This window comes from Bacillus sp. 220_BSPC, assembly GCF_001054655.1.
In the GTDB taxonomy this organism is placed as follows: Bacteria; Bacillota; Bacilli; order Bacillales; family DSM-1321; genus Peribacillus; species Peribacillus frigoritolerans.
Genome location: NZ_JVPL01000086.1, coordinates 38,148 through 51,488 on the forward strand (window position 1 = coordinate 38,148; position 13,341 = coordinate 51,488).

The window sequence follows — 13,341 nt, forward strand, 5'->3', positions numbered from 1 at the left end:
CCATACCTAATATTCCCTCCCGCGCCGCTATCTTATCCATTATATCAAAAGAGGGAAAACTGTCAAAATAGATTTCTTGTTAATGATAAAAAAATTTGCGGGAACGGTATATTTCCATCAATGACCCAATAAACTTACGACATTTTTCATTAAAGAAGGGGATAGGTACGCTTCAAATACAGCAGCCGTAATCAAGAATAACCCCGACAAAACCAATGAGAAAATATACCGTGAAATTATCGGCTTCAGCGGTTCACGAACCTGCTTAAGGAAAATCCGGCTGATCATTTTCATGGATAGTGAAACGGCAAGGACGGTTATTACGATGAATATCGGGACGATGAATATATTTTGGGGCAGAATAGCGACAAACGATAATAAGAACCCGCTCCATCCCATTTGATTGACTAAAAAGCCGACCGTGAATCCAACGACCATCCCTTTTATAAATAACAAAACCAGGATGACAGGCAAACCGATGACCGATATTCCGAGAATCCAGATGACCCCGATATATTTTATATTATGCATAATACTTTGGCTGAACATATCATGCGAAGATGCAAATTCACCTTTGGATACTTGTCCGAAAAATTGCGATAAATAATAGAACAAGTCTTCCTTTTGGGTAAAGCTCAAACTATTCACCAATATTGCCCCAAAAATGACACCCATCAAAAAAAGCACAGTGATAAAGACATATAATGAGGAATGTTCGTTAATATGTTTCATTACGGCATTTTGTACGACAGATTTTTTTTTCATCTTTCATCCTCCCAACTCCGCTTACTAGAATCTATGTTTTCACTCTTTCATTTATGCTAAGAAAACTTTCCCCTTCAGCCGAACACATTGAACCCAATTTATGTTATAATTTTCCACATCAATGAGATGGAGGCAGGATATGAAAGCTATATTAATGGATTTTCCCGAAAAAATCGAAACACCTCGATTATATCTAAGACCTTGTCAGCCTGGCGATGGCCCGGACCTTTACGAAGCCATTGTCCATTCTAAACCTGAATTGAAACAGTGGCTGCCGTTTGCCCATCAAGATGTTTCATTGGAAACTTCTGAACAGAACGTCCTTAAGGCCTTTGCGGACTTTATTTTAAAAGAGGATATAAGACTCCATATTTATAGGAAAGAAGACGATCAATTCATCGGTTCCACTGGTCTGCACCGAATCAACTGGGATATTCCTAAATTCGAAATTGGCTATTGGATTGATACGAGATTCAGTAAACTGGGCTACATAACGGAGACAGTGGAAAAGTTAACTAAATTCGCCTTTTACCATTACGGTGCAAAACGGGTCGAAATCCGCTGTGATCCCAATAATATTGCCAGCAAACGGATTCCCGAGAAGCTGGGATTCACCCTTGAAGGAATTTTACGTAATGACTGCCTTAGTGCAGACGGCATGGAAGTGCGGGACACCTCCATTTATGCAAAAACAACAAATTAAAAAAGTCCTGACAGATCTCATCTGTCAGGACTTTTTTCAGGATAATTCCTTTTTGACCTTTCCGTACTTTCCTCCGCCCCCCACTTCAAAAGAAAGCGTCCCTTTTCTGGCAGAATCGATGTAGACCGCCAATTTTTCAGGAACGATTTCCATTAGCTGTTCAAGCGTAACTTCATGAAGGATATTCATCTCTGTTCCAAATGCCACCAGCAGTTTTTCCATGGATTTAGGTCCGAGTCCCGGGATGAAGTCGAGTGGCACTTGATGGATATACGGCGGCCTTTCCTTTCCGTCTCTTCTGTCCATCCCGGAAACGGAGAGTTCTTCAATCCTGGCCGATACCCCTTTAATAATGGATTTATTACCACACTCAGGACATTGTTCACTATCCCTCAATACCTGATGTAAACACCCTGAACATACGGTTTGGTGATACTTTCCCAATAAGGGGTTCAATCCATAATTAACGGTCACCTTACGATTCCCTGTTTCTTTAAGGGCTTTTGCCAGCTCATTGAAACTTGGTTCTTCAAGCAGGACTTTTTGATATTCACGAGCGATTTTCCCAAGCGAATGCGCATCGGAATTTGTTACGAATACATAGGAGTCCAACTCCTCGATATCCTTGACCATTTCTGTATCTGAACTTAAACCAAGCTCGATGGCATCAATTAGCTCCGGATCGAATACTTCAGTCAGACTGGATCGCACCCCTTTTCCATATAAGCTTTTAAATGGGGTGAAAACATGTGCCGGGATAAAAAGGCCGCCCAGTGACTTCACGGTTTTTTGCAGCGTTCTTCCATCACAATAAATCCTTTGGGAGCTTAAGGTGATATTTTTAACATGTCCGCTCATCCATGAGGAGAATTCCTTCATCGCTTTTAAAGTGGGAAAATAGGCGAGGACATGGATCGGTCCATTACAATTATGATCATAAATTTCAATCTCCGAGCCCGGAATGATGGTTGTATTCTTATATTGAAGTCCGCCTTCAGTCTTTTCCGTGATTTCGCCATCAAGAATCCCCGCTTCGATCTCTTCGATAATTTCAGGAGAATGACAATCGATTATCCCGATTAGATCAAGGCCCTTCCTTTCACTTGCCACTTGCAGCACATTGCTGAAGGTTAACGTTTTAGCACCTGTTATTTTCACGGCCCTTCCGCTTCTCGTTCTGCCTATATGGATATGCAGGTCAGCGTAAAACTCTTTCATTTATGATGTCATCGCCTTTTTCAACTGCAGATACTGAACTGCATATGCCGTTTTGGCATCCTGGATCTTCCCTTCATCCATGTAAGTTTGAGCTTCCTCCAGCGTGAGTTCAAGCATTTCGACAAATTCATCTTCATCCAACGGTGCCGCATTTTCTTTCTTTTTCAAATTGTGGGCCACATACAGGTGGACCAATTCATCGGCGAAACCTGGGGATGTATAGAAGGATATGATGTGCTCCATTTTTTCACATTCATAACCTGTCTCCTCTTCCAGCTCCCGTTTAGCCGACAGAACCGGTTCTTCGCCTTTTTCAAGCTTCCCTGCAGGAATTTCCACCAAGCTTCTCTCCAGCGCTTTACGGTACTGTTCAACCATGATGATTTTATTTTCTGACGTGAGAGCTATGACGGCAACCGCTCCCGGATGCTTGATTATTTCACGTTTACCCGTTTTCCCATCAGGAAGCTCTACATCATCCACTTGCAGGCTGATTACTTTTCCTGTGAAGATTTTTTTCGAAGACAGCGTTTTTTCTTCAAATTTTTTCATCGTGACCACTCCTCTGTTCTAATTGCAGCATGATTCCTCATACATTTTACCATAATAGAGATGGAGGGCGATTTAATGAAAGTTTACGTATTGGAAAAAAGCGTTACTTTATCCGGAAAGAGCTGGGAAATCCTTCAAAAACTAAAGCAATTACAAAATCAATATGTCTATGTCAATGATTGGATTGCCGACATTCACGATCAGGTGCCACCCACTCCTTTAAAACGGATCAAGTGAATTCTTTGAGTGAAATGGATTTCTCCTTTACAATGAATGTAAAGGGAGTGGATAACATGAAAAAACGCAGACTAGGAAATTCTGACTTGCTAGTTTCTGAAATCGGGCTTGGATGCATGTCATTGGGGACTGTTGAAAATCAGGCATCCGAAATCATACAGGCCGCTTTAGATGAAGGAATCAATTATTTTGATACGGCCGATTTATATGATTTCGGTATGAATGAAGAAATCGTCGGAAAGAATTTAAAATCGGTCCGCGATAAGGTATACATAGCCACCAAGGTCGGAAACCGCTGGAATGAAAATAAAGATTCCTGGAGCTGGGACCCATCCGGCGCTCATATTAAAACGGCAGTAAAAGATAGCTTAAAGCGATTGGGGACTGATTATATTGATCTTTATCAGTTACATGGCGGCACCATTTCAGACAATATCGAAGAAACGGTAGAAGCATTTGAAGATTTGAAAAAAGAAGGCTATATCCGATATTATGGAATTTCCTCGATTCGTCCGAATGTCATCAAGGAATTCACTGAAAAGTCTGAGCTTGATTCCGTGATGATGCAGTTTAATCTGCTCGACCGCCGCCCAGAAGAGTGGCTGTCCCTTTTGGCCAACAAACAAATCAGCATGATCGCCCGTGGCCCCCTTGCCAAAGGGCTGCTCAGTGAAAAAATGCTTGAAAAGGCAAATGAGGATGGATACCTTGACTATAGCTATCACGAACTTAAAGATTTGCTTCCGCAAATAAAGGACAAACTTTCCGATAGGAAGTTGAATGAAACGGCACTTCAATATGTATTGTCCCATCAAAGCGTAGCTACCGTTGTTCCAGGCGCAAGCTCAGTACAGCAGCTTCGTGATAACTGCCAAGCTGCCAACAGCCCTTCACTGTCCACCACCGAGTTGGATATCCTGAAGCGGTTGACTAAAGTGAACAAATATGAAAGTCACCGGAATTAAAAAAGAAATGTCAGGACAAACCTTTAGGCTGCCCTATCTCCGTTTAACCAACGGGATAGTCAGCCTTTTTCCGTTCCATCTTTTTTTCGCCTTCTTTACCAACTTCAAGTTTCCAATCATTCTAATTTAACGGTTTTAAACTTTTCATTGGACATCCCAAAACTAATATTGTACAATTCAGTTGTGCACAATTAAAAATAAAAAGATAAGGGAGAAAAAATGATGACAAAAACATTATTTACAACCTCTGTAACAGTCGATGGCGGAAGAGAAGGAACGGCAATTTCTGCTGACGGCAATTTCACGGTTGATATTGCGATGCCTGGAACACCTAGGGCTAAACAGATGCCTGAAGCATCTAATCCGGAACAGCTTTTTGCAGCTGGATATGCTGCATGTTTTGATAGCGCTTTGCAATCGGTTGGTAAAATCGAACGCGTTTCTTTCGATTCAAAAGTTACCGCAAGCGTCAGTCTATTGATGGGTGAGATGCATCAGTACAGCTTGGCTGTAACTTTGGCTGTGAAGGGATCCGGGGTCGACAAGGAGACATTCGAAACCCTTGTTCATAAAGCGCATCAAATGTGTCCTTATTCAAAAGCAATCAATGGCAATGTGGATGTCGCCTTTGAAATAGAAGTAGACTAAATCCAATCAATAAAAAGACGCTTGGGGTTCCCAAGCGTCTTTTCTTCGCTAAAATTCCTGTAATGTTTTCAATAGTTGGAGCAGCGAAGCTTTTAAATCCTCAACCACCTTCTTATCCTCACCCGACATTGCCGAAATGCGATCGGGAATGAAACAGGCATCTTCCTGTAAACCAAGTCCCTTTTCCGTCAACTTAATCATGACAGACCGTTCATCTTCAGTGGAACGTTCACGGACAATCAAGCCATTCTGCTCCATTCGTTTCAACATGGGGGTAAGCGTTCCTGAGTCGAGGGCAAGGAGCTCCCCAAGTTTTTTTACTGTAAGTGTATCCTGTTCCCATAATAGAAGCAGAACAAGATATTGAGGATATGTCACTTCAAGTTTATCAAGCAGCGGTTTATATTTCTTCGTCATTTCCCGCGAACTTGCATAAAGCAGGAAACATAATTGGTCTTCCAGTACTTTTTCTATTTTATTTTGCATCCTATCACCAGCTAATAGTAGTCCATCCGATATGAAAGCATATCGAACTTATCTTTAATATAATCGTTATACTTTATAAAATAAAGGAATATCAGCAAGGAATAAATCTTCCTGAACAGAAAAAGGGAGCCAGCCCTTTTAAAATTTTAACTGCTCCCTGTTTTTATTTATAGTTCTTCCAGTTCAAATTGCTTTCACCCAATAGTTCTTCGAATGATTTATTCTTCTCCCGCCGCTTTCTTTCTTCACGTTTTTTTTCTTCTTCCGCTTCCCTTTTCTCTTGTTCAGCCTCATTAAGTTCTTTTTGCTTTTGACGAAGCTGGGACATGATATCTTGATTGATCATATCACCGAGTTTCAATGAAGATGAATCTTTATCTTGGTTTTTGCTTTGATTTTGTTTTCGCGGCTGTTTCTTTTTCATCCTTAAAACCTCCTGGCCATTTATGAAATTATTATATCACGACTGCCGTTTTCCTCATCATGGTTTTCAGACAGTGTTTTCCCATTTCCCTCATGGTAAAATAAAGAAAATCAATCGAGGAGGTCCTTTCATGAAGAAATGGTGGTTTACACTGGCTGGAATCCTAGCGTATATCATCGGCGTCGGCCTTTATTTTTCCAATCGGATCATGTACATGAAAAAGAAGGAAGATGATTTTATCCAGAATCGTGAAATCATGGCTAAACGCCTGATCACGGAGGATTTTGATAATCTGCCTAAATCGGAAATTTGGGTATCGTCACCATCCGGATATTCCTTGAAATGCTTGTTTATCGAACCGCATGACACCAAAAAGTGGATGGTCATTTCTCATGGTGTGACGGAGAACAAAGTCAATTCGATTAAGTACATGAACATTTTTCTTAAGCGGGGCTTCAATGCGATCATTTATGACCACCGCCGGCATGGGGATTCCGGTGGCAAGACGAGCAGTTATGGACATTATGAAAAATTCGACCTGAAGGCCGTAATCGATGAATTGAAAAGACGCAAAGGGCCCGACCTTCATATTGGCATTCATGGAGAATCCATGGGGGCCGTAACCCTGCTTTTATATGCCGGAATGCTTGAAGATGGTGCTGATTTTTACATTGCCGACTGTCCATTTTCAAACTTCGAGGATCAGATCAAACACCAGCTCAAGCATGAAGTCCCATTTCCTTCTTGGACCGTATTTCCGCTCGGGCGTACGTTCATCAAACTCCGTGACGGATATTGGACCAATGAAGTGTCCCCAATCGATTATATGAAAAATATCCGAAAACCCGTGCTCTTCATCCATAGTGAAAATGACAGTTTCATTCCCGCTTCCATGACAGCGGAATTATATGCAGCAAAAGAGGGCCCAAAACAGCTGTACATCGCTAAAAAAGGGGCCCACGCTCAATCTTATAATGAAAATCCAAAAGAATATGAAGATCAAATCGATCAGTTTCTAAAACTTGTCTGAGAAGAAAAGAGAGGGTATCCACGATCCCCTCTTTTGCTTTTTAATTATATTTTATTAAAAAAGCTCATCCTCGGATTTAAGATTTGATTCGGACTTTTTAATTGAAAGCTGTTCGCTTCCGCAACAAAGTCTATTTTCATGACTTCATCAAGAAAAATCATTTTTGATTTCTCAACATATAGCGGAATTCCGTTTGTTTCCACTTTTTCGGTACCTTCTTCAGGTTCGTTGACCCACCATAGCGCCGTCACACCACTTACCACGCAGCCGCAGCCATCAGTATCATATTTCAACTGTAAATATCCTTCTTGTCCCTGTACCTTACCGGCTATTTTCTCAGCCGCTGTTTCCGTCCATTCAATATACATGATTGCTGCCTCCCGATGTCTTTGCATTCCCCCATTATAAACGATAAAAACGTTTCTGTTAACGAAACTGCCTGCTTCCTTATGCCCTCACGGAAATCACTTTCCTCATGGACCGTTCTAACAAATGCCGATTCTCTTATGTCACGTCAGCCTTTCATCACGATGCCGTTTCGAAAATGAAAGGCTGTCCCTTGGGGAACAGCCCTTCCGCTCATCATTCCATTATCCTTACATCCGCTATATCGGAAAGCCTGATATAGTGAGCCTGCTCAAACCGGTCAACGATATGGAGCTTTTGGGTGAGCTCATTATAATAATGAATCCTGCCGATTAACAGCTGATACCGGTTTCCTTCATAATGGGCAATCGTGACATCCTTTCTTTCCTCCATCGCTTCCCCCATTACCTCATTCATTTCTTCCAGTTGCTGCTCATCCAGGATGCGCTTCGTTTCATAGCCATCCTCCACCACCCAATCCCGGAGCATCTTCACATGTTCCGGCAACATCATCGATGTCCATTTGATACGGCCGCGATCACGAATCATTCTTTTCCCTCCTTTCAAAGTCAGCCTTACGCCTTATGCCCACCAAGCAGCTTGCTTCGGTATACGGCTGTACCTGCTTCTGTATACGAAACGGCACGCAATAACGATTTGGCTCCATATTTGTGGCGGATTCGATCAACCGTGTAACTCAATTCCCGCTTCTTCCAGCGCGAAGCATCAAATAAAGTCAGCTGCATTTCATTATCATCCACAATATTCGAGAGTCTGACCTCTATGCTTCGAACCGTTTTTTGCTTATAGTTCTCATGGAAAAGCTCCAGGCAAACTTTATATAACTCCATCGTGATGTTGGTCGGTTCATTAATCGAACGCGAACGATGGAAACCTCCGCCAAACTCATCCTTGCTGTAACCAATGCCTAGGCTCACCGTTCTTCCTGCCTTACGATGGGTGCGTGCCCTTCTTCCAACTTCTTCGCAAATTTCCAGCATGACCTGCTTTACCTCATGCTCATCCTTATAATCCCGCAGCAGGATTTGACTTTTGCCGAAGCTGACCTGCCCTTCGATGATCGCTGCCCCCATATCGGATAAATCTATTCCCCAGGCATGGTGGTAAAGCTGATTGCCCATAATTCCAAACTTCGCTTCAAGTAATTCAAGATCATAATTGGCAAGCTGCCCAACCGTAAATATACCCATTCCATGAAGGGTTTTTTCTACGCGCCTGCCGATCCCCCACATTTCACGAAGCGGGGAAATCGGCCAAAGTTTGCTTGGCACATCCTCATACTTCCATTCTGCAATCCCCTGATGTTTGGCTTCCAAATCAAGGCAAAGTTTTGCCATGAGCATGTTCGGTCCAATTCCAATGGCACAGGGGAGCTGTAATTCCCGTTCAATTTCATCTTTTATCTTTTCAGCTATCATGCGGGCATCTCCCCATAAAGAAGCGGCACCATCGACTTTCACAAAACTTTCGTCCACACTATATACGTGAATCGCTTCTTTTGGCACATAACGGTTGAACAAGCGGGTGATTTCCGTCGAAACCCTTAAATAAGTCGCCATTTTAGGTTCAACGACGACAATCCTCGGGTCATTCGGGATCTCAAACATCCGCGAACCTGTCTTGATGCCAAATTCCTTCTTCATCTTTGGAGAAGCCGCGAGCACAATGCTCCCTGTCCTCTTCAAATCACCAACCACCGCCAGATAACAATCAAGCGGGTCCAGACCAAGCATGACCGCTGAACAGCTTGCATAAAAACTTTTCATATCGATACACATAATTGATTGTTTCGGCATCGTCCCATAATCCATCATTTCTTCACCCTAACAAGAATATACGTTCGCTTTATTATATTCATAACTTTAACCGAATATACGTTCTTATTCAATGGAAGTTTTCATACAAATTTCTACTTTTTATTGTAATTTCCTTGAAAAATATAATAGATACTAAAAATGGATAAAATACCAAATTTAAACTTAGCATCCAGATTGTTTTTTTGAAAAAGATTAATTGGTAGCTTGAATAATTTTAAGTAGGTCCATATACTTAGTTTTTTAAAATCCCCCCACCCTTTTCAACAGGCTTTCGTCTACTTGGAATCCAGTCTTAATGCTCATTTTTTGTAATGAAAATGTAACCAAAATTATGTCTATTTGTCATAATGGTATTGTAGGATAATATTGTTAAGAAATAATAGAGAGATAGATAGAGAGGAAATGAAAATTATGAAGAAATGGATCGCTTCAGCTGCTGTTGCATCTGCCATGATGCTAACCCCACTGCAAGCCTTTGCCAATATTGGAGACCAAACCCTCAGACCCGGAATGACACATAGTGATGTCAAACAACTACAACAACTATTAAAAACCAAAGGTTATTTCACATATTCAGGTTCACTGACTACATATTACGGCACCTATTCTGTATCTGCAGTAAAAAAATTCCAAAAAGCCAAAGGGTTGACTGCTGACGGAATTGCCGGCCGTAACACATTTAATGCGCTTGGTGTTTATAATGTCAATAATACTAGCTTGATCAGCTATGCAAAAACCTTAATAGGCAAACCCTACAAATGGGGCGGAACAACACCAACTGGATTTGACTGCTCAGGCTTCGTCTATTACGTATTCCAGAAATCTCAAGGAATTACCTTACCGCGTACAACATCCTTGCTCTATTCCAATACAGGGTTAAAAGTATCTTCACCAGCTAAGGGTGATCTTGTATTCTTTGATACTTCTTCTGGAAGAACAGGAGTATCCCATGTTGGGATCTATATCGGAAATGGTCAATTCATTAGTGCTACGTCTTCCAAAGGAATAACCATTACGGATATGGATAATTCTTATTGGAAACCAAAATATTTAGGTGCGAAAACTTTATAAAATCCAGGACAAACAGCCGGACGGAATTCAAAGTGATTCAGTCCGGTTGTTTTATTTTATATATAATATTTCATCCGTTACATCCTCAACTGTCACAATGAATGAAGAATCCAAGTTGGAACGATTCATCATTTCGATATTATAAACATGCTCTGAGGGTAAATGGGCGACTTCGAGAACCATGAATCGCTGACTTTCCGCTTTGCTGACATGATCGAGAGCAGCACTGACCGCCCTTTGTTCGGCCAAGCTGCTTTCATCCGTCAAAACAAGAATCAATTCCGCTTCCGCTTTCCCAGGAAATGATTTCTTCACCCCGCCCCGGTGCCACGGTTTCACTTTCATCCCGATTTCCAGTTCGGAATAATCGAGGTCATTACCATGTTGATCTTGAATATATGTATCATTGGTCACCTTATAGTACGTCCCTTTAATCAAAATCCTCTTATCGTCAAGATCCGTAATGAAACCTTCTTCCCCCGATTGGATTCATCCATGTTCCAATCGGGGGATTGACAGCTGCCCAGAATAAAGGCGACGAATAAATATATATAAAGGTTTACAATCATCTTCATGAAAATCCCTCCTAATAGAAATGACGGATTCCCCATGAAACAGTTACCCATTCAAATGATAACTTCGGTTAATTCAAAAGGGGAATGTCATCGACATTCCCCTTTACCTATTATTGGACCATTTTTCATCTGGAATCGAAAGACTAGCCTACTTTTTGAAAAATGCTTTTTTTCCTAATGTTTCGGTGATCTTCGGAAACATGTTATACCATTTCCCAGCTAAATTCATCCAGCCAGGGAGATTGATTTCCCTCTTGTTGGTCAGCATCGCCGCTACGATTTTAGCAGCGACATCTCCAGGCTTAAGCATGAATTTTTCAACGTTCTTTAAGTATGTACCTGATTCATCCGCAATGTTAAAGAAATTCGTTTCTATAGGGCCAGGATTGACGGTGGTCACAAAAACATGATCTTCCATCAGTTCGAGCCGAAGTGCGTTTGAATAGCCAAGAACTGCGAACTTGGTAGAAGAGTACAATGTTGATTTAGGAGTGGCGATTTTACCGGCCTGTGAAGCGATATTGATGATATGCCCCGATTTCCTCTGCTTCATATACGGCAGAACCAGCTTTGTGCAGGCCATCAATCCAATGACGTTGACAGCAAACATTGCTTTCGTTTCATTTAATTCCGTATCCTGCGCTTCTTTAAACGTGCCGAAACCAGCATTGTTGACCAACACATCCACTTCACCTATTTGCTCATGGATGTCATTAAAAACATTTGTCACCTGATCCGTGTCTGCAACGTCAAGCTTATAGGCATATGCATCAATCCCATATTGGGTGATCAGTTCATTCTTCAGCAGCAGTAATTTATCCATGCTTCTGGCCAAGAGGACGAGACGGCCTCCCTGTTTTGCACTTTGAATGGCAACTTCCTTGCCAATCCCTCCGGAAGCACCGGTAATAACAATAACTTTACCTTGTAACTTATTCAAAAAAAGCGGCCTCCTTGCGAACATTAAGCGATTGAATACAGAATGACCCCTGATTGGATTTCTGTTTGGACTTCACCCAAGTCTTCTAAATAGTCCAGCTGACCGACCGTTTCCGAAAGTGTCAGGCCCACTTCCTGAAGGTATACTTTCGGAAACAGCTGCTGACACACTTCAAAGACAGATAAAGGCTTATCTTGAAGCATGCTTTTCACCTGCATGGCACGGTTATGCTGCCGCTCGAATCTATATTGAATCAAGTCTGCAACTGCATCTCCTGCCACTTCAGATCCATGTCCTGAGTAAACAGTGGATATGGGGAAATCCAATAATTTTTGAAGTGATGCATTATATTGCAGTAACGGACGAGGCCTCATGCCTCCAGGGAGTAAAGGTGGTTCCATTAATGGGTTAGGTGAAATCTTGGCAAGCAAGTGATCGCCAGCGATCATGATCCCGTCACTTTCCCGGTAAAAAGATAAATGGCTTTGCGCATGCCCTGGAGTCTCGATCACTTTCCAGCCTGGAAGACCAGGGAGCTCATCCCCCTCAGCCAAATATCCATGCAGCTTCCGTTCACTAAGGAAACGGATTTCGTCGCGGTTATGGATCAGTTTATTTTTCAGCTCTTCTGCCACTCCGAACTTTTTGGCGTAATCAAGGAAAAAACGATTATGGGTTTCAAGAAACTCATCACTGATAGTAAGCCAGCGCTGATTATTTTTGTGTCCATAAACCGGGATATCCTTTTCAAAGAAATCGAGTGCACCAGCATGATCGGGATGATGATGGGTTAAAATGATTTGTTCGATATCAGTCAGTTTCAGACCCAAATCCCCAAGACCGTTAGTCAAGGCTTCCTTTGAACGTTTTGTTTTCACGCCGGTATCGATTAATGTTAAAGCATCCCCTTTAACGACATAAACATTCACATCACCCACTGCAAACGGCGTGGGCAAAGCAATTTTCGCAATATCTCCATTCCAATTCGCCATAATCTTTTCCACCTTAGAAAATTATATTTATATAAATCTTTTTATACGCTAACCAGGATTCTAAGTATAGTTATCATGTATAATTACCATTTTACATGTATTTTTAATTACTGTCATTATTTTCACATAATTCATGTCTATTTTTTATCGTCCATGCATATATTATCATTGACAGAGTACTGATATATCCTTCATAATCACAAGTAATTAAAGACGGCATGGCTTTGATTAAGGCCAAGTAAATTATTGATGGCGTAAAGAGAGTGAAGCTCGGAATGTGCTGAAAGGCTTCATCGCCCCCTCATTATTGAACCTACCTTATGAGCCTTCAGGAAAACCTGACGTAATTCCCGCGTTAGAGGAATCAAGTGCAGCTTTTCTGTTTATTTATTATGGAAAAGTTGAACAAAGGTGGTACCACGGAAGCTAGACCTTTCGTCCTTTATTGGATGAGGGGTCTTTTTGTTTTTCATAAAGGCTCTTTCGTAAAGATTGTTGTTTTTAAACGAAACTATTTAAGGTTGATTGGAG

General features: G+C 41.6%; 18 protein-coding genes. 6 read left to right on the plus strand and 12 right to left on the minus strand.

Annotation, left to right across the window (positions count from 1 at the left end; all coding sequences use genetic code 11):
* Nucleotides 1-117: 117 nt before the first annotated feature.
* Nucleotides 118-765: a stage II sporulation protein M gene (gene spoIIM, locus ADA55_RS05350; protein WP_048680177.1), complete on the minus strand. Its 648-nt coding sequence runs from the start codon at nucleotides 763-765 to the stop codon at nucleotides 118-120.
* A gap of 139 nt (nucleotides 766-904) precedes the next feature.
* Between spoIIM and ADA55_RS05355 the strand changes: the two genes are divergently transcribed.
* The gene (locus tag ADA55_RS05355; RefSeq protein ID WP_048680179.1) at nucleotides 905-1,468 is read left to right on the plus strand and encodes a GNAT family N-acetyltransferase; all 564 of its coding nucleotides are present in this window, start codon (nucleotides 905-907) and stop codon (nucleotides 1,466-1,468) included.
* 36 nt (nucleotides 1,469-1,504) lie between these two features.
* On the opposite strand, the gene ADA55_RS05360 is transcribed toward ADA55_RS05355, so the two are convergent.
* Both ADA55_RS05360 and ADA55_RS05365 read right to left on the minus strand, forming a co-directional pair.
* Nucleotides 1,505-2,686 (minus strand): endonuclease Q family protein, encoded by a 1,182-nt coding sequence (locus ADA55_RS05360; protein WP_048680180.1) that lies wholly within the window; start codon nucleotides 2,684-2,686, stop codon nucleotides 1,505-1,507.
* On the minus strand, nucleotides 2,687-3,238 hold the full coding sequence (locus tag ADA55_RS05365) for an NUDIX hydrolase (protein ID WP_048680183.1): 552 nt from the start codon (nucleotides 3,236-3,238) through the stop codon (nucleotides 2,687-2,689).
* Nucleotides 3,239-3,313: 75 nt separating this feature from the next.
* Between ADA55_RS05365 and mciZ the strand changes: the two genes are divergently transcribed.
* The 3 genes from mciZ to ADA55_RS05375 all read left to right on the plus strand — a co-directional run bounded on the left by mciZ (nucleotide 3,314) and on the right by ADA55_RS05375 (nucleotide 5,088).
* Nucleotides 3,314-3,475 (plus strand): Z-ring formation inhibitor MciZ, encoded by a 162-nt coding sequence (gene mciZ / locus ADA55_RS28265; RefSeq protein ID WP_072273199.1) that lies wholly within the window; start codon nucleotides 3,314-3,316, stop codon nucleotides 3,473-3,475.
* A 56-nt stretch (nucleotides 3,476-3,531) separates the two neighbouring features.
* Nucleotides 3,532-4,440: an aldo/keto reductase gene (locus ADA55_RS05370; protein WP_048680187.1), complete on the plus strand. Its 909-nt coding sequence runs from the start codon at nucleotides 3,532-3,534 to the stop codon at nucleotides 4,438-4,440.
* A 222-nt stretch (nucleotides 4,441-4,662) separates the two neighbouring features.
* On the plus strand, nucleotides 4,663-5,088 hold the full coding sequence (locus tag ADA55_RS05375) for an Ohr family peroxiredoxin (protein WP_048680190.1): 426 nt from the start codon (nucleotides 4,663-4,665) through the stop codon (nucleotides 5,086-5,088).
* Between the two features lie 48 nt (nucleotides 5,089-5,136).
* On the opposite strand, the gene ADA55_RS05380 is transcribed toward ADA55_RS05375, so the two are convergent.
* Both ADA55_RS05380 and ADA55_RS05385 read right to left on the minus strand, forming a co-directional pair.
* Nucleotides 5,137-5,574 (minus strand): MarR family winged helix-turn-helix transcriptional regulator, encoded by a 438-nt coding sequence (locus tag ADA55_RS05380; protein ID WP_034308170.1) that lies wholly within the window; start codon nucleotides 5,572-5,574, stop codon nucleotides 5,137-5,139.
* A 163-nt stretch (nucleotides 5,575-5,737) separates the two neighbouring features.
* Nucleotides 5,738-5,998 carry a YqkE family protein gene (locus ADA55_RS05385; protein ID WP_048680192.1) on the minus strand — a complete coding sequence of 87 codons (261 nt, stop codon included), beginning with the start codon at nucleotides 5,996-5,998 and terminating at the stop codon, nucleotides 5,738-5,740.
* A 130-nt stretch (nucleotides 5,999-6,128) separates the two neighbouring features.
* Here ADA55_RS05385 and ADA55_RS05390 point away from each other — a divergent pair, with 130 nt between their 5' ends.
* Nucleotides 6,129-7,028: an alpha/beta hydrolase gene (locus ADA55_RS05390; RefSeq protein WP_048680194.1), complete on the plus strand. Its 900-nt coding sequence runs from the start codon at nucleotides 6,129-6,131 to the stop codon at nucleotides 7,026-7,028.
* Between the two features lie 44 nt (nucleotides 7,029-7,072).
* On the opposite strand, the gene ADA55_RS05395 is transcribed toward ADA55_RS05390, so the two are convergent.
* The 3 genes from ADA55_RS05395 to ADA55_RS05405 form a co-directional block, all read right to left on the minus strand.
* Nucleotides 7,073-7,396: an iron-sulfur cluster biosynthesis family protein gene (locus tag ADA55_RS05395; RefSeq protein ID WP_048680197.1), complete on the minus strand. Its 324-nt coding sequence runs from the start codon at nucleotides 7,394-7,396 to the stop codon at nucleotides 7,073-7,075.
* 214 nt (nucleotides 7,397-7,610) lie between these two features.
* Entirely contained in the window at nucleotides 7,611-7,943 is a 333-nt protein-coding gene (locus ADA55_RS05400; RefSeq protein ID WP_048680200.1) for a YolD-like family protein, read from the minus strand.
* Between the two features lie 26 nt (nucleotides 7,944-7,969).
* Complete coding sequence (locus ADA55_RS05405) at nucleotides 7,970-9,229, minus strand: DNA polymerase thumb domain-containing protein (RefSeq protein ID WP_048680204.1); 1,260 nt, start codon at nucleotides 9,227-9,229, stop codon at nucleotides 7,970-7,972.
* A 414-nt stretch (nucleotides 9,230-9,643) separates the two neighbouring features.
* Between ADA55_RS05405 and ADA55_RS05410 the strand changes: the two genes are divergently transcribed.
* The gene (locus ADA55_RS05410; RefSeq protein WP_034308187.1) at nucleotides 9,644-10,303 is read left to right on the plus strand and encodes a C40 family peptidase; all 660 of its coding nucleotides are present in this window, start codon (nucleotides 9,644-9,646) and stop codon (nucleotides 10,301-10,303) included.
* Between the two features lie 51 nt (nucleotides 10,304-10,354).
* Here the strand turns inward: ADA55_RS05410 and ADA55_RS05415 are convergent, their stop codons facing one another.
* The 4 genes from ADA55_RS05415 to ADA55_RS05425 form a co-directional block, all read right to left on the minus strand.
* Nucleotides 10,355-10,717: a DUF3221 domain-containing protein gene (locus tag ADA55_RS05415; RefSeq protein ID WP_142398457.1), complete on the minus strand. Its 363-nt coding sequence runs from the start codon at nucleotides 10,715-10,717 to the stop codon at nucleotides 10,355-10,357.
* A gap of 20 nt (nucleotides 10,718-10,737) precedes the next feature.
* Nucleotides 10,738-10,878, minus strand: a complete 141-nt coding sequence (locus tag ADA55_RS29155) for a hypothetical protein (protein WP_153246096.1) — start codon at nucleotides 10,876-10,878, stop codon at nucleotides 10,738-10,740.
* Nucleotides 10,879-11,026: 148 nt separating this feature from the next.
* Nucleotides 11,027-11,818, minus strand: a complete 792-nt coding sequence (locus ADA55_RS05420; RefSeq protein WP_095678600.1) for an SDR family NAD(P)-dependent oxidoreductase — start codon at nucleotides 11,816-11,818, stop codon at nucleotides 11,027-11,029.
* A 23-nt stretch (nucleotides 11,819-11,841) separates the two neighbouring features.
* Nucleotides 11,842-12,810, minus strand: coding sequence for an MBL fold metallo-hydrolase (locus ADA55_RS05425; RefSeq protein WP_048680215.1), 969 nt, complete (start codon nucleotides 12,808-12,810; stop codon nucleotides 11,842-11,844).
* Nucleotides 12,811-13,341 lie beyond the last annotated feature (531 nt).

Bases quoted from the DNA above. Each gene is read 5' to 3' on its own strand.
- ADA55_RS05365 (WP_048680183.1), bottom strand. From the start codon at position 3,238: ATGAAAAAATTTGAAGAAAAAACGCTGTCTTCGAAAAAAATCTTCACA.
- ADA55_RS29155 (WP_153246096.1), bottom strand. From the start codon at position 10,878: ATGAAGATGATTGTAAACCTTTATATATATTTATTCGTCGCCTTTATT.
- ADA55_RS05425 (WP_048680215.1), bottom strand. From the start codon at position 12,810: ATGGCGAATTGGAATGGAGATATTGCGAAAATTGCTTTGCCCACGCCG.
- ADA55_RS05400 (WP_048680200.1), bottom strand. From the start codon at position 7,943: ATGATTCGTGATCGCGGCCGTATCAAATGGACATCGATGATGTTGCCG.
- mciZ (WP_072273199.1), top strand. From the start codon at position 3,314: ATGAAAGTTTACGTATTGGAAAAAAGCGTTACTTTATCCGGAAAGAGC.
- ADA55_RS05395 (WP_048680197.1), bottom strand. From the start codon at position 7,396: ATGTATATTGAATGGACGGAAACAGCGGCTGAGAAAATAGCCGGTAAG.
- ADA55_RS05405 (WP_048680204.1), bottom strand. From the start codon at position 9,229: ATGATGGATTATGGGACGATGCCGAAACAATCAATTATGTGTATCGAT.
- ADA55_RS05410 (WP_034308187.1), top strand. From the start codon at position 9,644: ATGAAGAAATGGATCGCTTCAGCTGCTGTTGCATCTGCCATGATGCTA.
- ADA55_RS05380 (WP_034308170.1), bottom strand. From the start codon at position 5,574: ATGCAAAATAAAATAGAAAAAGTACTGGAAGACCAATTATGTTTCCTG.
- ADA55_RS05370 (WP_048680187.1), top strand. From the start codon at position 3,532: ATGAAAAAACGCAGACTAGGAAATTCTGACTTGCTAGTTTCTGAAATC.
- ADA55_RS05360 (WP_048680180.1), bottom strand. From the start codon at position 2,686: ATGAAAGAGTTTTACGCTGACCTGCATATCCATATAGGCAGAACGAGA.
- ADA55_RS05385 (WP_048680192.1), bottom strand. From the start codon at position 5,998: ATGAAAAAGAAACAGCCGCGAAAACAAAATCAAAGCAAAAACCAAGAT.
- ADA55_RS05375 (WP_048680190.1), top strand. From the start codon at position 4,663: ATGACAAAAACATTATTTACAACCTCTGTAACAGTCGATGGCGGAAGA.
- ADA55_RS05355 (WP_048680179.1), top strand. From the start codon at position 905: ATGAAAGCTATATTAATGGATTTTCCCGAAAAAATCGAAACACCTCGA.
- spoIIM (WP_048680177.1), bottom strand. From the start codon at position 765: ATGAAAAAAAAATCTGTCGTACAAAATGCCGTAATGAAACATATTAAC.
- ADA55_RS05390 (WP_048680194.1), top strand. From the start codon at position 6,129: ATGAAGAAATGGTGGTTTACACTGGCTGGAATCCTAGCGTATATCATC.